Source organism: Pseudomonas fluorescens (genome assembly GCF_001623525.1).
GTDB lineage: Bacteria > Pseudomonadota > Gammaproteobacteria > Pseudomonadales > Pseudomonadaceae > Aquipseudomonas > Aquipseudomonas fluorescens_Q.
This window is the reverse complement of sequence record NZ_CP015225.1, coordinates 3,440,429-3,460,367: the sequence shown is the minus strand read 5'-3', so window position 1 is coordinate 3,460,367 and position 19,939 is coordinate 3,440,429. Positions and strand designations below refer to the sequence as shown.

The window sequence follows — 19,939 nt, the reverse complement described above, 5'->3', positions numbered from 1 at the left end:
TCAGTCGTTGCTGAGGTGTCATCCTGGGGGATAATGCCGCCTTTTCACCGAAAACTTGAGCCCATTATCGCTTATGTTGTCTAGAACCCTGCTTTGCCTGGCTGTTGCCAGCGCCTCCATGCCCTTGCTTGCCGACACAGTCTGGTTGAAGAATGGGGACAAACTCAGTGGCAAGATTACCGTTTTTGATGGCGGCAAGTTGCTGATCCAGACCGATTACGCCGGCGCGATTCCTGTCGACTGGAAACAGGTCAAGACTCTAGAGAGTGATCAGCAACTCTTGGTCAAGCAGGATGCTTATACCGGCGAGAAAGCCAAGGCGCTGCATGCGGCCGAGGATGGCAAGGTGACCCTGGCCAACGGTGATGCGCCCAAGACCGTTGATCTGGCCAGTATCCAGCAGATCCTCAAGCCCAAGCCGGTGGTCGAGGACCTGGTGTGGAAAGGCAACATCGATGCCGCGCTGGATTACCAGCGTGCGGAAAACGATACCGACGATTACGACATCGACTTCAAGACCTCGGCTCGCCACGGCAGATGGCGGCATACCGCCGAGGGTGAATACAACCGTGAGTTCCAGGACGATGTGGTTTCCGCCGATAACTGGCGCCTGGAATATTCCCTCGACCGGTTCCTGACGGACAAATGGTTCTGGCAAGGCCGCCTGAACTACAAGCGTGACAAAGTCGAAGACCTGGCGCGCCAGCGCGTGGTGGGTACCGGTCCGGGTTATCAGTTCTGGGATGACGAGCTGGGCGCGTTCTCGCTGGGTTCGCTGTTGAACCGCACCGACTATGAATACCGCGACGGCGGTAAGGACAACTTCTATTCCGTTGCCATGAAGTGGGACTACAACCGCTACCTGATTGGCAAGCGCGTCGAGTTCTTCACCAATGGCGAAGTGGGCAAGCCGCTGTCCGGCGTGGCGGAGTACGCCTATGACGCTGAGATGGGGCTGCGCTACAAGGTCACTGATTGGGCGTCGCTCAACCTCAAGGCCGAGAAGGATGTCATCGAGGGTACCGAAGACAGCGACTTGAGCAAGACGCGGTACACGGCCGGGTTTGGCGTGACCTGGTAATTCGGGCCAACCCACACACACCTGTGGGAGCGAGCTTGCTCGCGATAGCGGTCTGTCAGCCAACGTTGATGTTGCTGATCCACCGCTATCGCGAGCAAGCTCGCTCCCACAGTTTTTTTGTGCCCTGGGAAAAACACCCAGGCACAAAAAAGCCCCGCTTTTGAGGGCGGGGCCTTTTACTAAAGCAAGGACAAGTTAGATAACTTGAACTTCTTCAGCTTGCATGCCTTTCTGACCGCGGGTAGCGATGAAAGAAACCTGTTGGCCTTCTTTCAGGCTTTTGAAGCCGTCGGATTGGATAGCTTTGAAGTGAACGAACAGATCGTCACCGGATTGTGGGGTGATGAAGCCGAAGCCTTTTTCATCGTTGAACCACTTAACGGTACCGGTTTGGCGATTAGACATGGTGTAACTCCTTGAACAAAGATAACTGCGACTCAGGAAGAACCCTGGCCGAGACTGAGTGCAAAGAGCAGGAAAAATTCTTGTAGATGGTTGGATCGAAATTCAACATATCGTGTAGAGATTCTCAGTGACACAAGCAGCACAGTGGCGCCACCTTAACCCTTTTTCCAGAATGTGCCAATGGTCTTTGCGAAGGTTTCTCTTATTTGGTGACTGACGGCGCGGGCGATGGCCGGCAGGACCCGGAAATCAAGGCGGATCGGCGAGATTTGCGTGCCGCGCTTTGAACTCGGACCCGTGCCCCAGTAAGATGCCGGACGTATTTTTTCCACCTCGCTATTTCAGGAAACCGCCATGAGCATCAAATCGGACAAGTGGATTCGCCGCATGGCGCAAGAGCACGGCATGATCGAGCCCTTCGTCGAACGCCAGATGCGTGGCGAAGGCGCAGACCGGCTGATCTCCTTCGGTGTCTCCAGCTACGGCTACGACGTGCGCTGCGCCGACGAATTCAAGGTGTTCACCAATATCAACTCGGCCACCGTCGACCCGAAGAACTTCGACGAAAAGAGCTTCGTCGACGTTAAAAGCGATGTTTGCATCATCCCGCCGAACTCCTTCGCCCTGGCCCGTACCGTCGAGTACTTCCGCATCCCGCGCAATGTGCTGACCATCTGCCTGGGCAAGAGCACCTACGCCCGTTGCGGCATCATCGTCAACGTCACGCCGCTGGAACCCGAGTGGGAAGGTCACGTGACCCTGGAGTTCTCCAACACCACGACCTTGCCGGCGAAAATCTACGCCAACGAAGGTGTGGCGCAGATGCTGTTCCTGGAATCCGATGAAGAGTGCGAAGTGTCCTACAAGGATCGTGGCGGCAAATACCAGGGCCAGCGCGGTGTGACCCTGCCGCGTACCTGAATCTGACGAGCTGTTGGAATTCCTGGGCGGGCAGACACTCTATTGCGTGTACTGCCCGTTATTGCGTGTCAGCGCAGCGGGCCTTCGCTCAGGAGTTGCTCTATGAAGATCGATCCGCGAATCAGTGCCGAACTGGCAAGGCTTGAGCCCAATCAGATCGGCGTCATGGCCTGGTCATTGCTGGCCCATCCTGTCGAAGCGGCGGGCGGCATCCCCGGCCAGCCTGATCCCGACACCCCCAACGAACAACCCACCGAACCCGGCGAGCCTACGCTGCCGGATGAGCCACCTCCTGCGCCTGTTGCCTGATGAGACGATGGCCCGCCTGCGATAGCACAGAGTGCTTCAGCTGACGGGCCATATTTCGTTATCGCCGATGACAAAAATCCTGCAATCGCTGCCCTGCTCGACCCGGTAACCGCCCGTGAACGCACCGAAGGCCGGCAGCAGGCTGATCTCGCTGCCCAGCCGAAAGCAGGCCAGGCGAAGGCGTTGCCGGCCCTTGCCGCTCAGGTGGTAGACCGGGTGCACGTGACCGGCCAGCACATGGCGGCTGGGATGTGGGGCAGGCTCGTGTTGCACGGCGAAAGGGCCCAGAAGCAACGGCTCCGGTACGACGCGAATGTTCAGCGCTGGCGGTGGGTCACCGGCGCGTTTGTCGTGGTTGCCACGAATCAGCGTCATGGCCAGGTGCGGATGTCGCACACGCCAATCGGAGAGTGCCTTCAAGGTGCCGGGCGCATGAGAGCCAGGACCGTGGAGAAAATCCCCGAGAAAAATCAACTGTCGGCATGGCAGGCTGGCCAGCAACGCATCCAGCACGGCGATGTTGCTGGCGGTGGTGCCGTGGGGCACCGGTTGCCCGAGGCTGCGATAGGCGGCGGCCTTGCCGAAATGAACATCGGCCACCATCAGGGTTTCCTGGGCGGGCCAGTACACGGCTTTTTCCGGGAGCAACCAGAGTTCTTCGCCGGCCAGGCTGACGGGATAAGGCGCTGGCATCAGGTGTCACCGCGATCGGCAGTCTTTTCCAGTTCGCTGACCATCCGCCGGATGCGGTCGGCGAGCTTTTCCGAACTCATGCTTTCCCGGAATCGCTCCACCAGCAGCGGAAACCCGAGCGGGGTGGGGCGCTTGATCACGTGCAGGTCCAGCTTCAAGGTATTGAGGCGTTGCAAGGTCTGCTCCAGTCGACGGATATCCAATTCTTCGCGCAAGACTTCCTCCCCGGCCTGGGCCAGCAAGAGATTGTCGGCGTCGTATTGCTTGAACACCTGGAAGAACAATCCGCTGGACGCCTGGACTTGCCGGGTGCTTTTCGGCGCGCCGGGATAGCCGGCAAAGACCAGTCCGGCGATCCGGGCGATTTCGCGAAAGCGCCTCAGGGCCAGTTCCCCGGCGTTCAGGCTCGCAAGTACGTCGGTCAGCAGATGATCGACGCTCAGCAGGCCCGGGGTCAGGTATTGCGACCAATCCACTGCCGTGGCGCTGAGCAGTTCCAGGCCGTAATCGTTGACCGCAATGGAAAACGTCAGCGGCTGTTGCTGGCTGACACGCCAGGCCAGCAGGCTGGCCAGGCCCAGATGAACCTGGCGACCGGCAAACGGGTAGAGGAACAGGTGCCAGCCCTCCCGGGACTTGAGGGCTTCGGCCAGCAATGTGCTCTGCGTGGGCAAACCGGACCAGCGTTGTTGAGTCAAGAGCAGGGGCTGCACGGCGTGCATCTCCGGGCCCTCGAAGCGGCCCGCGGCGGCTTCGCTCAACCGGGCCACGACAGCGGCCGCCAGTTCGCTGGAAAGTGGCATGCGCCCGCCGTTCCAGCGCGGCACGGCGGCCTTCTTGGCCTGGCTGCGTCGCACATAGGCGGTCATGTCCTCGACCCGGACCAATTCCAGCAAGCGCCCGGCGAACAGGAAACCGTCACCGGGGCGCAGGCGGGCGATGAAGCCTTCCTCTACGCTGCCCAGGGTCTTGCCGCCCCCGCCTTTGCTCCAGAACTTCAATTGCAGGCTGGCATCGCTGACGATGGTGCCGATGCTCATGCGGTGACGCCGGGCCAGACGGGCGTCGGGCACGCGCCAGACCCCGTGTTCGTCCGGTTCGACGCGTCGATAATCGGGGTAGGCGGTCAATGACAGGCCGCCATGGCGCACAAACGCCAGGGCCCAGGCCCATTCGGCCGGGTTGAGGTCGCGGTAGGCCCAGGCACCTCGCACTTCCTCGAACAATTCGTCGGAAACGAAGCCACCACCCAGGGCCATGCTCACCAAATGCTGCACCAGGACATCTAGCGGCTTGCGGGGCGATTCGCGCGGTTCGATGCGCCGTTGGGCCACGGCGTCCTGCGCGGCGGCGGCCTCGATCAATTCCAGGCTGTGGGTCGGCACCAGCGTCACCCGCGAGGTCCGGCCCGGTGCGTGGCCGGAGCGCCCGGCCCGTTGCATCAGCCGAGCTACGCCCTTGGCCGAGCCAATCTGCAGCACCCGTTCCACTGGCAGGAAGTCCACCCCCAGGTCCAGGCTGGACGTGCAGACCACCGCTTTGAGCTGGCCGTCCTTCAATGCCTGTTCCACCCAATCCCGGGTGTCACGCGACAGCGAGCTATGGTGCAGGGCGATCAACCCGGCCCAATCGGGCCGCGTCTCAAGCAGCGCCTGATACCAGATTTCCGACTGTGCCCGGGTGTTGGTGAAGACCAGGCAGCTGCGGCTGGCGTCGATTTCGGCCACGACCCGGGGCAGCATCTTCAGGCCGATGTGCCCGGCCCAGGGGAAACGTTCGAGGGTCGGGGGTAGCAGTGTGTCGACCCGCAGCGCCTTGCCATCGGCTCCCTGCACGCTGATTCCGTTGCCTTGCGGGATCAATACCTGTCCGGCGTGGGCCTGGTTGCCCAGGGTCGCGGACACGCCCCAGACGATGAGTTCGGGATGCCAGTGCCGCAAGCGCGCCAGGGCCAGTTGCAATTGCACGCCACGTTTGTTGCCGAGCAACTCGTGCCATTCATCCACCACGACCATGCGCAGGGTCGAGACGGCGGTATGCGCATCGGCCCGGGCGAGGATCAGGGTCAGGCTTTCGGGGGTGGTGATCAGCGCGGTGGGCAGGCGCCGGCCCTGGCGGGCGCGTTCGTTGGCGCTGGTATCGCCGGTGCGCAGGCCGACACTCCAGGGCAGGTGCAGGTCTGCCAGGGGCGCTTCAAGGGCTTTGCCGGTGTCGGCCGCCAATGCGCGCATCGGCGTGATCCACAGGACGGTCAGCGGTTCGGCCGGCGGTTTGCGTTTGCGCGGTTTATCCAGCGGCGGTGCCGGTCGAGCGAAACGGTTGAGGGCGGCTAACCACACGGCATAGGTTTTGCCGGCACCGGTACTGGCATGCAGCAGCCCGGACTCCCCCCGCTTGACCGCGGCCCAGACCTGCTTCTGAAAGACGAACGGCTTCCAGCCGCGGGCATCGAACCACTGTTTCGCGAAATTGTTGGATGTCGCCATGCCTGCCGCGTGCGCCCTGAAAGTCCTTCTTCAGTGACCACGGTGGGAGGTGAAAGGTTTTATGCCCAAGGGGATCGTCTGGCCGGAAGGCTCTTGTGGCGAGGGAGCTTGCTCCCGCTGGGCTGCGAAGCGGCCCTCTGGTTCTGGCTGACACACCGCAGGGGGCCGCTTCGCGCCCCAGCGGGAGCAAGCTCCCTCGCCACGGGGCTTGCCAGGGAGTTTATTTCAGGTTGCCACTGAGAAACTGCTTGAGCCGTTCGCTGGTGGGATTGCCCAGTACGTCTTCCGGCCTGCCTTCTTCTTCCACCAGGCCCTGGTGCAGGAACAGCACCTGGTTCGAGACCTTGCGGGCGAAGCTCATTTCGTGGGTCACCATGATCATGGTCCGGCCCTCTTCGGCCAGGCCCTGGATCACCTTCAGCACTTCACCCACCAGCTCCGGGTCCAGGGCCGAAGTGGGTTCGTCGAACAGCATCACCTCCGGTTCCATCGCCAGGGCACGGGCAATGGCCACGCGCTGTTGCTGGCCGCCGGAGAGGAAAGCCGGGTACTGCTCGGCAACCCGCGCCGGCAGGCCGACCTTGTCGAGATAACGACGCGCACGGTCGTCGGCTTCCTGCTTGCTCACGCCCAACACCCGGCGCGGCGCCATGGTGATGTTTTCCAGCACGGTCATGTGGCTCCACAGGTTGAAGTGTTGGAACACCATGGCCAGGCGCGTGCGGATACGTTGCAGTTCGTCGGCGTCGGCCACGTGCATGCCGTGGCGGTCCTTGATCATCTGGATCGGCTGGCCGTCCAGGCTCATGGCGCCGTCGTTGGGTTGTTCCAGGAAGTTGATGCAGCGCAAAAAGGTACTTTTGCCTGAGCCGCTGGCGCCAATGAGGCTGATGACGTCGCCGGTCTTGGCCTTGAGCGAAACGCCCTTGAGCACTTCATGTTCGCCATAGCTTTTATGCAGGCCTTCGATGGTCAGTTTGTACATGGAGCATGCATCCTCAAGGCGAAAGTAGGTAGCCGCTGCGATAGGCTTCGGTGCCGGCGACATGGGCGATCACCATGCCAGCCGTGGCCATGCGGCGCAGCGAACGGGCGTACAGCAGCCCGGCGTTACGGCAATGAACGGGGGTGACGGTGTCGTTGACCGGATCGATGACTTCCGCGATCAACTGCCCCGCCTCCAGGTATTCGCCGGGCAGGGCGCTGTAGACCAGCAACCCACCCACGGGCGTTGCCACCGGCTCGACAGCGGCCAGCGGCGTGGCCGGGTAGGGCAACTCGGGCATGGGCATCGGTTCGCCGTCGATGGCGCCGAAACGGATCAGGTATTCGATCAAGGCCTGGCAGTCCAGGCTCGCCAGCCCGTGGTTGACGTCACCCTGGCCACGCAACTCCACGGTGACCGAAAAACTGCCCAGGGGAATCTCGAAGCGTTCGCCGAAGCGTTCCTTGAGTTGCCACCAGAGCAGGGTGAAGCATTCATCGAACGACTGGCCGCCCGAATCGGTCGCCAGCAGGCAGGCTTCGGCGCCGATGTAGCGGGCCAGCGGTTCGACCTGTGGCCAGGCTTCGGGTGTGGTGTAGAGGTGGGCCACGGCTTCGAAGTCGCAATGCAGGTCCAGCACCATGTCGGCGTCGCAGGCCAGCCGTTGCAGGGCCAGGCGCAGGGATTGCAATTGCGTGCCTGGGGTCTGCCGGGCGAGGGCGTCGCGCAGTCGGGTGCGGATCAGCATCAGGTTGTGCTGCGGATCGTCGGTGAGCAGGTCCTGGATTTCGTTGCCGATCTCTTCGCTCAGGTCGACGAAGCGGCGGTTGAAGTTCTGCCCGCTCTCGGTTTCGTAGCGGCCCAGGGGCACGTCCATCAGCACTTGTTCGAGGCCGATGGGGTTGGCGACCGGCACCAGCACGATCTCGTGGCGCAGGTGGCCCGATGCTTCGAGTTCGGCCAGGCGCTGCTTGAGGTGCCAGGCGACCAGCATGCCTGGCAGTTCATCGGCGTGCAGGGACGACTGGATATAGATTTTGCCGACGGCTTTTTCCGGGCCGAAGTGGAAGCTGTGGATCTTGCGTGCGGTCCCCGGTACCGGGGCCAGCAGGTCATGGATCTGGTGGCGCATGTGCGTGTGTGTCCTGGAACAAAAGCCCTAGTGGGTCGGCCCGAGGAAGGCCAGCCAGCGGCGTTCGGCGAGGCGGAAGAGGCCCACCAGCGCAAAGGTTACGGTCAGGTAGATCAACGCGGCGATCCCGAACGACTGGAACGTCAGGAACGTCGCCGAGTTGGCATCCCGGGCGACTTTCAGCACGTCTGGAACGGTAGCGGTGAACGCCACGGTCGTCGAGTGCAGCATCAAGATGACTTCGTTGCTGTAGTACGGTAGCGAGCGGCGCAGCGCCGACGGCATGATCACGTAGGTGTACAGCCTCCAACCGGTCAGGCCGTAGGCCTTGGCCGCTTCCACTTCGCCATGGTTCATGCTGCGAATCGCCCCGGCGAAAATTTCCGTGGTGTAGGCGCAGGTGTTCAAGGCGAAGGCCAGGATCGTGCAGTTCATCGCATCGCGAAAGAAACTGTCGAGCAGCGGCTGGGCGCGCACCGCCGCGATGCTGTAGATGCCGGTATAGCAGATCAGCAGTTGGATATAGAGCGGTGTGCCACGGAACAGGTAGGTGTAGAACTGCACCGGCCAGCGGACGTAGAACTTGGGTGAAACCCGGGCGATGGACAGCGGGATCGACACCAGGAAACCGATCAGCAGCGAGGCGCTGAGCAGCCACAGGGTCATGGCCAGGCCCGTGACGTTGACACCATCGCTGTAAAGGAATGGCCGCCAGTATTCTTGCAGAAGTTCGATCATCGCACCGCCTCCCGGGCTCCAGCGGCGTAGCGGCGTTCAAGCCAGCGCAGGATGAAGTTGGACGCGCTGGTGATCAGCAGGTAGATCAGTGCCGCCAGTACCAGGAAGTAAAACAGCTGGTAGGTGCTCTTGCCTGCATCCTGGGCCGCCTTGACCAGGTCGGCCAGGCCGATGATCGACACCAGCGCGGTGGCCTTGAGCATCACCATCCAGTTGTTGCCGATACCCGGCAGGGCAAAGCGCATCATTTGTGGAAACACCACGAAGCGAAAGCGCTGGCCACGCTTGAGGCCATACGCGGTGGCGGCTTCGACCTGGCCTCGGGGGACCGAGAGGATCGCACCGCGAAAGGTTTCGGTGAAGTACGCGCCATAGATGAAGCCCAGGGTGATCACCCCGGCGCCGAATGGGTCGATCTCGATGTATTCCCATTCCATGAAGTCGGTAAGCGAGGTCAGCCAGGTTTGCAGGCTGTAGAAGATCAGCAGCATCAGCACCAGGTCCGGCACGCCGCGGATCAGCGTGGTGTAGAGCTGGGCAGGAATTCGCAGCAGTTTGACGCTGGACAGCTTGGCACTGGCGCCCAGCAGGCCGAGCAAGACGCTCAACAACAAAGATAGGGCCGATAGCTTGATGGTCATCCAGGTGCCTTGCATCAGCAGCGGGCCAAAGCCCTGCAGGCTGAAGGCGGAGAGCCCCAGATTTTGTAGGAGTTGTTCGAACATGGAAGAAAGCCTTTGGCAGGAGAAAAGCGCCCATCCGAGACCGGATGGGCGCAGCGCATTATTTGCCGCTGTACAGATTCAGATCGCCAAAGTGTTTTTTCTGGATCTCGGCGTATTTGCCGTCATCGTGTAACGCTTTGATACCTTTATTCAAAAGTGCCTTCAGCTCACTGTTACCTTTCCTGATACCAATCGCGGTCTTGGAGGGCAGCAATTCGCTATCCACTGGCTTGCTGACTTCATAACCTTCGCCTTTTGGCGACTTCAGGAAGCCCAGCTCGGCCTGGAGCATGTCCTGGATCGCCGCGTCGAGGCGACCCGAGGTCAGGTCGGCGTAGACCTGGTCCTGGTTCTGGTAGGCCTGGGTCTTGACGCCGGCCTTGTCCAGCACGGCCTTGGCGTAGGCTTCCTGGATGGTGCCTTGCTCGTAGCCGACGGTCTTGCCTTTGAGCGAGGCAACGTCTTCGCTCAGGCCCGAGCCTTTCTTGAAGACATAGGCCGTTGGGCCGGAGAACAGCTCGCTGGAAAAGTCGATGGCTTTTTCGCGGGCCGGGGTAACGGTCATGGAGGAGATCACGCCATCGAATTTATTAGCCTTGAGGCCCGGGATCATGCCGTCGAAATCGCTTTCGACCCATTTGCATTTGACCTTCAGCTCTGCGCAGATCGCGTTGCCCAGATCGATGTCGAAACCAACCAGGCTGCCGTCGGCGGCTTTGGACTCAAACGGGGCGTAGGAAGGGTCGACACCAAAACGCAGTTCCTTGTATTCCTTGGCCGTGGCGACGCCAGCAGCCATGCACAACGCCAGTGCAGAAAGGGTCAGCAGTGCTTTTTTCATTATTCAATCCCTAAAACCAATATGAGCGCTTGTGGCGCGTAAGTATTGTTACCGGTGAAGGCGAGAACGGTATGACGGCATAAAGGTAGCAATTTCCGAACCAGAGTGCCGAACAAGTGTTTTAAAAAGCTTCGGCGACAGGTGATGGAATGCGATGGTGCGCGGGGATGAGCGTACATCAAAAAGTGCACCGGGATGGAGCGCTCTTCGGTGGCGAGGGAGCTTGCTCCCGCTGGGGCGCGAAGCGGCCCCCTGCGGTGTGTCAGTCAGAACCAGGGGGGCCGCTTCGCAGCCCAGCGGGAGCAAGCTCCCTCGCCACATGTGCTTGTGCAAACTTGACGACCCCGGACATGCAGAGGGGGCTATTTCAGCAGGTCCTGAAGCGTTGCCAAGGTATCTGCCTCTTCGACGGTTTTATCCTGGCGCCAACGCAACATCCGTGGAAAGCGCACCGCGATCCCACTCTTGTGGCGATTGGACAGGGCGATGCCTTCGAAACCCAGTTCGAACACCAGGGTGGGCGTGACGCTGCTCACCGGGCCGAACTTCTCCACGGTGGTCTTGCGCACGATGTTGTCGACCTGGCGCATTTCTGCATCGGTCAGCCCTGAATAAGCCTTGGCAAATGGCACCAGTGTGCGCTCGCGACTGTCCGGCGGGTTATCCCATACGGCGAAGGTGTAGTCGCTGTACAGGCTGGCGCGCCGGCCATGGCCGCGTTGGGCATAGATCAGCACCGCGTCGACGCTGAAGGGGTCGACCTTCCATTTCCACCACACGCCCATGTCCTTGGTGCGACCGACGCCGTACAGCGCGTTGCGGGCCTTGAGCATCATGCCTTCGACACCGAGGCGGCGAGACCCTTCGCGTTGCCGGGCGAGGTCGAACCAGTCCTGGCCGGTGACCGTTGGCGACGGCAACAACACCGGACTGCGAACACGGGCGATCAGCGCCTCCACCTGTTCGCGGCGCTCGGCCTGGGGACGGCTGCGCCAGTCCTCGCCTTGCCATTCCAGCAGGTCGTAGGCCATCACCACCACCGGGGCATCGTCGAGGATTTTCTTGCCAAGGGTCTTGCGACCGATGCGCTGTTGCAGCAGAACGAAGGGTTGCACCGCAGGCTGCAACGGTGCGTCCGGGTCGAAGGCGTCTTCGGTAACCGACTGGGGGGCTTTCCAGACCACAATTTCACCGTCGATCACCGTGCCGTCGGGCAGCGCCTGGGCCAGTGAATGCAGTTCCGGAAATCGCTCAGTGACCAAGTCCTCGCCTCGCGACCAGACCCACAAATGGCCGTCGCGCTTGATCACCTGGGCGCGGATCCCATCCCATTTCCATTCCACCTGCCAGTCGCTGGCGGGCCCCAGCAGCGTGTCGAATTGCTCCACGGGTGCAGACAGCGCATGGGCCAGGAAAAACGGATAAGGCTGGCCGCCGCGCTGGGCATGTTCATCGTCGGATTCGGCCGCGATCAGCTTGAGGTAACTGGCCGCCGTCGGCCGATGGGACAGGTCGGTGTAGCCCACCAGGCGCTGGGCCACCCGTTTGCTGTCCAGGTTGACCATTCCGGCCAGGGCCCGGGTTACCAGCAGTTTGGACACGCCGACGCGGAAACTGCCGGTGATGAGTTTGATGCACAGCATCAGGCTCGGTCGGTCGAGCTGCGCCCAGAGCGCCGGAAGCCGTTCTGCCAGGACGCCGGGCGACTCACCGCGCAACGGCAGCAGCTTCTCTTCTATCCACAGCGCCAGGCCTTCATCGGAGCTGTGGGGCGATTCGGGTAATACCAGCGAAATGGTTTCGGCCAGGTCGCCCACGGCCTGATAACTTTCTTCGAATAGCCAGAGCGACAACCCGGATACCTGGACCGCCAACTCCCGCAGGATTTTTACCGGCACCAGTTGCCGTGGGCGCCCGCCGGAAAGGAAATACACGGCCCACGCCGCGTCCTGGGGTGGGGCTTTGCTGAAATAGTCCTGCATGGCGGCGAGCTTGGCATTGCTGGAGGTGGTGGCGTCCAGTTCGGCGTACAACTCGGCGAAGGCTTTCATGGCGCCTCCTCTGCGCTGTTGGTGGCCATGGCGAGGTCTTCTTCATCGTCACCGTATTCGGTGCTGAACGCTTGGGCGTCGAGGCCTTGCTCGCAGAGATGGCGCACCAGCACGCTTACCGAACCGTGCGTGACCATCACCCGTTCGGCGCCGGTCTGTTCGATGGCCCAGAGCAGGCCAGGCCAGTCGGCGTGGTCGGACAGCACAAAACCCCGGTCCACGCCACGCCGCCGACGCGTACCGCGCAGGCGCATCCAGCCGCTGGCGAAGGCGTCGCTGTAGTCGCCAAAGCGGCGCATCCAGCTGCTGCCTCCGGCAGAGGGCGGGGCGATGACCAGCGCCTGGCCCATGATCGGGTCGTTCTTCTTGATATCGCCGGCGTAGATCGTTGGCGGGAGATGAACTCCGGCCTCGCGGTAGACCCGGTTCAGCGGTTCCACCGCCCCATGGGCCAGGATCGGGCCGAGGCTTTCATCGATGCCGTGGAGAATCCGCTGGGCCTTGCCGAAGGCATAGCAGAACAACACGCTGGCCCGGCCGGCGGCGATGTTCCCGTGCCACCACTGGTTGATCTCGTCGAAAATCTGCGCCTGGGGCTGCCAACGGTAGATCGGCAGGCCGAAGGTGGATTCCGTGATGAAGGTATGGCATTTCACCGGCTCGAATGGGGTGCAGGTGCCGTCAGGCTCGACTTTGTAATCCCCCGACGCCACCCAGACCTCGCCTTGATACTCCAGCCGTACTTGGGCCGAGCCCAGCACATGGCCGGCGGGGTGAAAGCTCAAGGTCACGCCGTGGTGCGACAGGCGTTCGCCGTAGGGCAGCGTTTGCAGGTTGATGTCCTGGCCCAGGCGTGATCGCAGGATGCCTTCGCCGGGTGTCGCTGCCAGGTAGCGTTGGTTGCCACTGCGGGCATGGTCGCCGTGGGCGTGGGTGATGACCGAGCGTTCCACCGCCCGCCACGGGTCGATGTAGAAATCCCCCGGGCGGGCAGTACAAGCCTTCGGGGCGGGCAATGACAAGATCCATGCGGTCACCGGAGCGATGGGCTTGTCAGGTAGAGGCGCAGGCGAGGGGGGGAAGTTCTATCGGGTTTAGTGGGGGATGGACTGGACCCGTGGCGAGGGAGCTTGCTCCCGCTCGGCTGCGCAGCAGTCGTAAACCGGCTGATGCGGTCTGCCTGTAGACATGCAGGGGACTGCTTCACGCCCTGAGCTCTTCCGTCAACATGCTTTCGTTGCCTCCGGTGCTCTTATCAAAGGCGAGTCGTGGCGGGCCAAGGCTTGTAAATAGACGCTCTCGTCATACTGGGATCCAGCATTCCAGCACCGATAAACGATCCTGATCCATTTAAAAGCCAGTGCCCTCAGGGCTGCTTGATGAGAGCAGCCTTTGGCCTTCTGCTGGCGATAGTACGCCCCTGCCCATACCGATTGATTGATGCTGTGGGCAGCCCACTCGACAAATGTCTGGCGCAAAAAGGTTGAACATTGATAGCGCCAGCGAACGATTTTCTTCTTGCCACTGCGCTCGGTAACCGGAGCGATCCCGGCATATCGCTGCATAGCACCAGCATCCTTGAAGCGATCACGTTGCTCACCAAAAGCTACCATTAGCCGTGGTGCAAGCTGTTGCCCGGCTCCAGGCAAGGATTTGAAGAGGCTGTAATCGGCCAGGGTATTGGCCGTTTCTTCGATCGCCGCATCAAACTGCTTGATCGCCACCAGCATCCCACTCAGTTGCGATGCCAGGGTCCGCACATACAGCGCTGAAGGGGTAACAATCCCCGGATCCTCTGTCAGCGGCGTGGCCTTGAGGATCAAGGCCAGGCGCTGCTGATTGAGTTCTGCATGGCGAACATTGTGCGCGTTAAGAAACTTCAAAACGCTTGTAGGCCGAGCACGTTTAAGTGTTTCCAACGTCGACCAGCGCTCCAGGAAATCACAAAACACCTGTGTGTCATGGTCGTGGAACAACTCCAGCGCCAACGGATAGTACTGCTTGAGCATGCAAACCAACCGATTACTGGTTCTTACCCGCTCATCAACCAAGGTTCTCCGATGTTCAGTCAAGCTAGCCAGAGAGCGTATGGCAGGACTTTGTTTCTCCTGCAGGGGAAATCTGTCGGGATGCTTGAGCAATAGCTCAAGTGCCCACTGGGCATCGCTCGGATCGTCCTTCGCACCGCTGGGAACAAAGGCCTTACGCTGCTTGGCTAAGGTGGCGGGGTTGATTGGGAACAAACAAAAAAAATCATATTTTTGCAGGGCCGCTATCAACGGTCCTTTGTCTAACTCCACGGCAATGGCGATAGGACCGCCATAACGCTGATACAGCGCATGAGCCCATTGATCAATAGCTTCGGGGTTGTGTCGGATGACCGAGAAGCACCGCTGGGCTTGCCCAGCAACCTGCAAGCAGACGTCATGTTTGGTATCGGCCCAATCAATTCCGATATAAGCAGTGAATTTCTGAGACAAGAGCGTTTGCATTGCACACCTCCACAGACGCTAAAGTACATGCAGGAACATGCATGCTTGCGTCCAGCGAAGGCGATATAGAGAGCCGTGCCCGGCTTTCCCTGAGTGTTCGTTAGAGGGCGCAAGCGCACCTGCTGGGCTCGAAGGTGAAGCAGTAATCATCGAAATGCGTTGCAGCCCTATTCGTAGCTCGCAGGTGCATGTTCCTTCCTCGCGACAACCGGACTTCAGCGAGTATCAGTATGGGGGAGCAAGGAACGGACTACCTATATCGCAGCCCAGCGGGAGCAAGCTCCCTCGCCACAAATACTATCTCCAGTCCCGGGCTGCAGTTATTTGCCAGGCACCAGGGTCAACCGCGTCTTGCCATACGCCCGATCGAAGTTCTGTGACTGCAGCGGCAGGCTCTGGTACTGCCCCTTGATCCACGGATCGATGCCATTGGCATAGTTCGGGCTGACCGGGTTGCCAGACTGGCCGGCGCCGTCCTGGATCATCAACGGTTCAGGCTGGCCGAAGTCAACGATAAAGCGCATGGCCGGCGCCAGGGTGGTGGTGAAATCCTGGCCCCAGGCGAACGCCGCCGAGTTGAGCGTGCTGGCGTCGCCACCGGCCGGTAGCGGGCCGCGTACGATCTGGCCGTTGCTGTTTTTCCACGCGTAGCGATGCAACTGGCCCCACTGCCAAGCCTTGTGGTCACCGCCCAACTGGCTGTCACCGGCGTTGATGGTGGCGACCAGGCTGCGGGCGAGGATGACGGCCTTGTCTTCTTTCTGAGGGGTGCGTACATCGTCCCAGAACGGGCTGTCTTCACGTCCCAGCAGATGATCGGCCTGGGCCGAGTAGGACAATTGGCCGTTGGCGACCAGCGCCTTCCACGCCGGGCTGCTGTCCGGGCCCAGTTCGTCGAGGAAAATCTGCTTCATGCTTTCCTGCAGGAACAGCTCATAGATCGCCGCGTCGGCGGAGGTTGGGTTGAGCCGGCCATCGAATGCCATCAAGCGAGTGTAGGCCTCGCGGGCCTTGGCCCGGTCAGCCACCGGCAGGGCTTCGATCGCCTGTTTGAGCGGCTGGGCCATGCCCGGTGCTTCGAAGACTTGCTTGAGCTTGGCGGCGAACGTTGTGCCCTGGTCGTATTGCATGGCGGTCAGGCTGCGGGTGTCGTGCTTGCCCGCGCCGGCCAGTTCGGCCATGCGTTCGCCACGCTCCGGTGCGGCCCACGAGTTGGACAGTTGCATGCCGTAGCCGTGGGGGATGACCCGTTGGTTGGCCGTGCCAAGCCAGCCCTGGGGCGGGTCCTGATCGTAGGGGTGCAGCATCGGGTCGGCGTAACCGTCCCAATCGTAGCGACCGTCCCAGCCCGGCGACGGCAACAGGCCCTCGCCTTCACGGCGGTTCGGGTAGCGACCGGTGACTTGCCAGCCGACATGGCTGGCGTCGGCAAAGACCAGGTTCATGGCCATGGCGCGGATTTCCCGGCTGGCGTCGGAGGCTTTCTCGACGTTCTGCGCCCGGGACAGGTCGAAGAAGGCATCCAGGGTCTTGTCGTCACTGAAGCTCGGCGTCTGCAAGGCCAGGCCAAAGCCGTTGGCCATGGCCGGGCCCTGGGCGCTGTTGAGCAACGGGCCGTGACGGGTTTCGAACACCGCTTCACGAATCGGCCGCTGGCCTTTGATGAAATAGGTTTCGTTGCGCACGATCGCCGGTTGCCATTTGCCGTTGACCTCGTAGGACAGGCCGTTGCCCTGGCGGCGGATTTTCTCCAGGAACAGGTCCTGGTTGTCCCCCAGTACGCTGGTCATGCTCCAGGCCACTTTGCCATTGAACCCGGCCAGGATCATCGGGATCCCTGCCACGGAAACCCCGGCCGCCTGGTACTTGGGCGCACGGATCTGTACCGGGCTCCACAGCCCCGGCATGCCCAGCGGCCCGTGGCTGTCGCTGGCCAGCAGGCTCTTGCCGCTGCGGCTGCGTTGTGGCGCGATGGCCCAGTTGCTTGAAGACGCAGCACCCAACAGGTTCAACCCGGCCAATTGCTGGGTGGCCTTGCTGATTTCGCTCAGGCCCGGGATCTGGCCATTGAGGCGCAGGCCCTGGAGCTTGTCGGCCTCGGCCACGGGCAGTTGCTCGTCCGGATAGGACGGGCTCAGCCAGGCGAGCTTGTCGTTGGTGACGGTCTGGGCCAGCACCAGGCTGGCGATTTCTTCCGGGAGGTTGGCTGACTGGCTGAAATTCAGCAGGCAGAACATCAGCGCCGAGTCTTCCGGTTTCCAGTACTCGGGTTTGTAACCAGTGGCGGCCAGGTCCGACGGCAACTTGTCGCGGTAGCGGAACAGGTAGGCGTTGACGCCGCGGGCATAGACTTCGAAGAAACGCTTGAGCCTTGGCGAAGACGCCTTGTACAGCTCGTCGGCGTTTTTCTTCAGGTTGACGGCGCGCATGTAGCGGTCGACGTCCAGCCGTTCGGCGCCGGACATTTCTGCCAATCGTCCTTGGGCCAGCAGGCGCAGGGTGACCATTTGGGTGATGCGATCGCTGGCGTGGACGTAGCCGAGGGTGAACAGGGCGTCATGGAAGCTGTTGCTTTCGATCAGCGGCATGCCGGTGGCATTGCGCCGGACCGAGACGTTCTGCGCCAGCCCCTTGAGCGGTTGCACACCGGAAGTCGGCGGGACAGTGTCCTGGGCGTTCCAGGTCTGGCATCCGCTCAAACCGAGCACACTGGCCATTGCGGCGGCAACGCCGAGCCGGGGGATAAGGGAAATAGAGGCTGGCGAGGCCATGGCAAAGCTCCTGCGGGAGGGGGTGGCACCAATAAAGGCGCTACGTTAGTGAGCAGGAGGGGGCCGCGCAAGCGGGGGCGAGGGTTATTTGTTGGTTTGGCGATAAAACTCCGGGGCCGGGTCATCGCTTTGCTCAAAGGCTTGCCTGTAGGAAAAGGTGATGATCAAGTGTGGAACATTCAAAGACCAAGCAAGAGAAACCGGCATGGAGCTACAGAACGACGCGGCGCTGATTCTCATCGATCAACAAAAAGGCATCCTTCACCCCAGGCTCGGCCCTCGTAACAACCCCGAGGCAGAGCTGCGCATGCTGGAGCTACTGGCTTTATGGCGACGGACGGCGCGTCCGGTGATTCACGTCCACCATCTCTCCCGCTCGCCGGACTCGGTGTTCTGGCCGGGGCAGTCGGGGGTGGAAGTCCAGCCACGGTTCGAGCCGCAGGCAGGGGAACGGTTGGTGCAAAAGCAGGTGCCGGATGCGTTCAGTGGCACCCACCTGGAGCAAGACCTGCGCAACGCCGGAATCAGGCAATTGGTGATCGTCGGTGTGGCAACGCACAACTCGGTGGAGTCCACGGCGCGTACGGCCGGCAACCTGGGATTCGACACGTGGGTGGTCGAAGATGCCTGCTTTACCTTCGACAAGAGCGATTACTTCGGCAACGCCCGTACGGCTGCCGAGGTGCATGCCATGTCCTTGGGCAATTTGCATGGTGAGTATGCGACGGTGGTCGGTGTGAAGCGGATTCTGCAGGCGGGCTGATAGATCGGTGTTGACAGTGCCGGCCTCATCGTTGGATCGCCGCCCGGAGCAAGCTCGCTCCCACAGGGGGTTGAAAGCGGCACGGTCCCGTGGCGAGGGAGCTTGCTCCCGCTGGGGCGCGCAGCGGCCCCAAAAAAGCGATGAGCGCTTCGCACTCAAGCGGGAGCAAGCTCCCTCGCCACAAAAAGCTTCCAAGCCATCACACCCTGGATTGGTTAATGGCAACTCTGTGGGAGCGAGCTTGCTCGCGATGACGCTCTAACAGGCGAAAAAGTTTTTCGCCCGGACCCTCAAGCCCCGTGGCACTTCTTGAATTTCTTGCCATTGCCGCACGGGCAAGGGTCGTTGCGGCCGACATCCTTCAGGGCGTTGCGCACCGGTTCCTGGTGGGCGTGGCCGCAGTTCGGACCGTGGACATGGCCGTGGTCATGATCGTGATGATGGTCGTGATCGTGGTTGCAATCAGGGCCATGGACGTGGGGTTGTTGGGTCATCGGGGTTACTCCGCAATAAAATCGGCGGCGATTATCACGCCATTACGTTCCAGGTGCACGTAGTGAGCGATGAATAATCCGGTTTCCAGCTCACCTTCCAGACGATAGGGGATCTGTTCCCGGGGTTTCTCCAGCAGCTTCACCACTTCCCGCACCTGTGGCCAAAGGTTGGTGCGCACCGGCACCTTGAAGTAGGCGCTGTGCTTGGGACGCACGGTGAACCAGTGCTCATGCTCGCCTTCGGTCAGCAACAGGTCGCCCAGGTGGATGCGGTAGGTCAGGCCGCGAACGGTGAGGTCGCTGTCGCCGGGGTTGTCGACGCGAAAGTGCAGCGTGAACCTCTGTTCCACCAGCCGGGCCCGCACCACCTCTACCTTGACCAGATGTACCTGTGGTTCCGGAGCTTCTTCACCTCGCCAGGATGCACAGCCGCCGAATCCAACGAACAGCAGCAGGCAGGTGATGCGCAGCAAGAATGATGGAGGGGTCATGTCCGTGCCTCTGGTTTATCCCCAGTCTAGCCCTATGGGCCGATGGACGAGCGTCGGACGTTTCCTAAATTCAGCGATTGAAGTAGCCGGCGCAGCACTTCTTGAATTTGTGCCCGCTGCCACACGGACAGCTGTCGTTGCGCCCTGTCTTGACCGGCACGGTCGGATCGATGAAATACCAGCGCCCGTCGTTCTGCACGAACGAGGATTGCTCACGGTGGCTATGCTCGCCCTGGCCGTCGTGCCAGCGTGCCGTGAACGTGACAAAGGCATGTTCCGGTTGACCACCTAGCACTTCGCTGCTTTCCACCTCCAGCCCCAACCAGGTGCTGTTGGCGCTCCACTCGCTGATCGACTGGCGATCGAGGCCTGGCTGCTGGGCGGGCAGGGTGGTGGCGACCAGATAATCCACCAGGCCCAATACATAGGCGCTATAGCGCGAGCGCATCAAGGCTTCGGCGCAGGGCGCCGGGTGACCGTCGTGGTAATGGCCGCAGCAGGCGTCCAGTGGATTGCCACTGCCGCAGGGGCAGATGGGCGTGTGTGGGCTTGTGTTCACGG

The 19,939-nt window shown here is 61.5% G+C and carries 18 protein-coding genes and 1 pseudogene; 4 read left to right on the top strand and 15 right to left on the bottom strand.

All coding sequences use genetic code 11. The features are described 5' to 3' along the window. Positions 1 to 73 precede the first annotated feature (73 nt). A complete protein-coding gene (locus TK06_RS14870) occupies positions 74 to 1,081 on the top strand; it encodes a DUF481 domain-containing protein (RefSeq protein ID WP_063322695.1) in 1,008 nt (335 codons plus the stop codon). Between the two features lie 195 nt (positions 1,082 to 1,276). Here TK06_RS14870 and TK06_RS14865 read toward each other — a convergent pair whose 3' ends face one another. Continuing rightward, entirely contained in the window at positions 1,277 to 1,486 is a 210-nt protein-coding gene (locus tag TK06_RS14865; RefSeq protein WP_002554837.1) for a cold-shock protein, read from the bottom strand. A 354-nt stretch (positions 1,487 to 1,840) separates the two neighbouring features. Between TK06_RS14865 and dcd the strand changes: the two genes are divergently transcribed. Both dcd and TK06_RS14855 read left to right on the top strand, forming a co-directional pair. Then, complete coding sequence (gene dcd / locus TK06_RS14860) at positions 1,841 to 2,407, top strand: dCTP deaminase (RefSeq protein WP_003184751.1); 567 nt, start codon at positions 1,841 to 1,843, stop codon at positions 2,405 to 2,407. A 102-nt stretch (positions 2,408 to 2,509) separates the two neighbouring features. Beyond that, entirely contained in the window at positions 2,510 to 2,716 is a 207-nt protein-coding gene (locus TK06_RS14855; RefSeq protein ID WP_003184748.1) for a hypothetical protein, read from the top strand. Positions 2,717 to 2,752: 36 nt separating this feature from the next. Here the strand turns inward: TK06_RS14855 and pdeM are convergent, their stop codons facing one another. From pdeM to TK06_RS14800, 11 genes and pseudogenes are all read right to left on the bottom strand, one after another. Continuing rightward, the gene (gene pdeM, locus TK06_RS14850) at positions 2,753 to 3,409 is read right to left on the bottom strand and encodes a ligase-associated DNA damage response endonuclease PdeM (RefSeq protein WP_063322694.1); all 657 of its coding nucleotides are present in this window, start codon (positions 3,407 to 3,409) and stop codon (positions 2,753 to 2,755) included. Beyond that, on the bottom strand, positions 3,409 to 5,895 hold the full coding sequence (locus TK06_RS14845; RefSeq protein WP_063322693.1) for a ligase-associated DNA damage response DEXH box helicase: 2,487 nt from the start codon (positions 5,893 to 5,895) through the stop codon (positions 3,409 to 3,411). Before TK06_RS14845 ends, pdeM begins: the two co-directional genes overlap by 1 nt. A gap of 220 nt (positions 5,896 to 6,115) precedes the next feature. Beyond that, positions 6,116 to 6,880 (bottom strand): ABC transporter ATP-binding protein, encoded by a 765-nt coding sequence (locus TK06_RS14840; protein WP_003198401.1) that lies wholly within the window; start codon positions 6,878 to 6,880, stop codon positions 6,116 to 6,118. A gap of 13 nt (positions 6,881 to 6,893) precedes the next feature. Continuing rightward, a complete protein-coding gene (locus TK06_RS14835) occupies positions 6,894 to 8,012 on the bottom strand; it encodes a succinylglutamate desuccinylase/aspartoacylase family protein (RefSeq protein WP_063322692.1) in 1,119 nt (372 codons plus the stop codon). Positions 8,013 to 8,039: 27 nt separating this feature from the next. Continuing rightward, the gene (locus TK06_RS14830) at positions 8,040 to 8,750 is read right to left on the bottom strand and encodes an ABC transporter permease (RefSeq protein ID WP_063322691.1); all 711 of its coding nucleotides are present in this window, start codon (positions 8,748 to 8,750) and stop codon (positions 8,040 to 8,042) included. Beyond that, on the bottom strand, positions 8,747 to 9,475 hold the full coding sequence (locus TK06_RS14825) for an ABC transporter permease (protein WP_063322690.1): 729 nt from the start codon (positions 9,473 to 9,475) through the stop codon (positions 8,747 to 8,749). Before TK06_RS14825 ends, TK06_RS14830 begins: the two co-directional genes overlap by 4 nt. Positions 9,476 to 9,533: 58 nt before the next feature. Then, positions 9,534 to 10,316: a transporter substrate-binding domain-containing protein gene (locus TK06_RS14820; protein WP_063322689.1), complete on the bottom strand. Its 783-nt coding sequence runs from the start codon at positions 10,314 to 10,316 to the stop codon at positions 9,534 to 9,536. A gap of 362 nt (positions 10,317 to 10,678) precedes the next feature. After that, positions 10,679 to 12,367: an ATP-dependent DNA ligase gene (locus tag TK06_RS14815; RefSeq protein WP_063322688.1), complete on the bottom strand. Its 1,689-nt coding sequence runs from the start codon at positions 12,365 to 12,367 to the stop codon at positions 10,679 to 10,681. Beyond that, positions 12,364 to 13,396, bottom strand: a pseudogene (locus TK06_RS14810) (ligase-associated DNA damage response exonuclease). The gene TK06_RS14815 and the pseudogene TK06_RS14810 overlap by 4 nt, the downstream one beginning before the upstream one ends. 194 nt (positions 13,397 to 13,590) lie before the next feature. After that, entirely contained in the window at positions 13,591 to 14,859 is a 1,269-nt protein-coding gene (locus tag TK06_RS14805; protein ID WP_063321205.1) for an IS110 family transposase, read from the bottom strand. Between the two features lie 320 nt (positions 14,860 to 15,179). Then, positions 15,180 to 17,630: a penicillin acylase family protein gene (locus TK06_RS14800; protein ID WP_063322687.1), complete on the bottom strand. Its 2,451-nt coding sequence runs from the start codon at positions 17,628 to 17,630 to the stop codon at positions 15,180 to 15,182. Between the two features lie 205 nt (positions 17,631 to 17,835). On the opposite strand from TK06_RS14800, the gene TK06_RS14795 reads away from it, so the two are divergent. After that, the gene (locus TK06_RS14795) at positions 17,836 to 18,393 is read left to right on the top strand and encodes a cysteine hydrolase family protein (protein ID WP_063322686.1); all 558 of its coding nucleotides are present in this window, start codon (positions 17,836 to 17,838) and stop codon (positions 18,391 to 18,393) included. 290 nt (positions 18,394 to 18,683) lie between these two features. Here the strand turns inward: TK06_RS14795 and TK06_RS14790 are convergent, their stop codons facing one another. The 3 genes from TK06_RS14790 to TK06_RS14780 form a co-directional block, all read right to left on the bottom strand. Beyond that, positions 18,684 to 18,887 carry an SEC-C metal-binding domain-containing protein gene (locus TK06_RS14790; protein ID WP_003198420.1) on the bottom strand — a complete coding sequence of 68 codons (204 nt, stop codon included), beginning with the start codon at positions 18,885 to 18,887 and terminating at the stop codon, positions 18,684 to 18,686. Between the two features lie 5 nt (positions 18,888 to 18,892). After that, positions 18,893 to 19,378, bottom strand: coding sequence for an LEA type 2 family protein (locus TK06_RS14785; protein WP_063322685.1), 486 nt, complete (start codon positions 19,376 to 19,378; stop codon positions 18,893 to 18,895). Positions 19,379 to 19,448: 70 nt separating this feature from the next. Beyond that, positions 19,449 to 19,937, bottom strand: a complete 489-nt coding sequence (locus tag TK06_RS14780) for a YchJ family protein (RefSeq protein WP_063325155.1) — start codon at positions 19,935 to 19,937, stop codon at positions 19,449 to 19,451. Positions 19,938 to 19,939 lie beyond the last annotated feature (2 nt).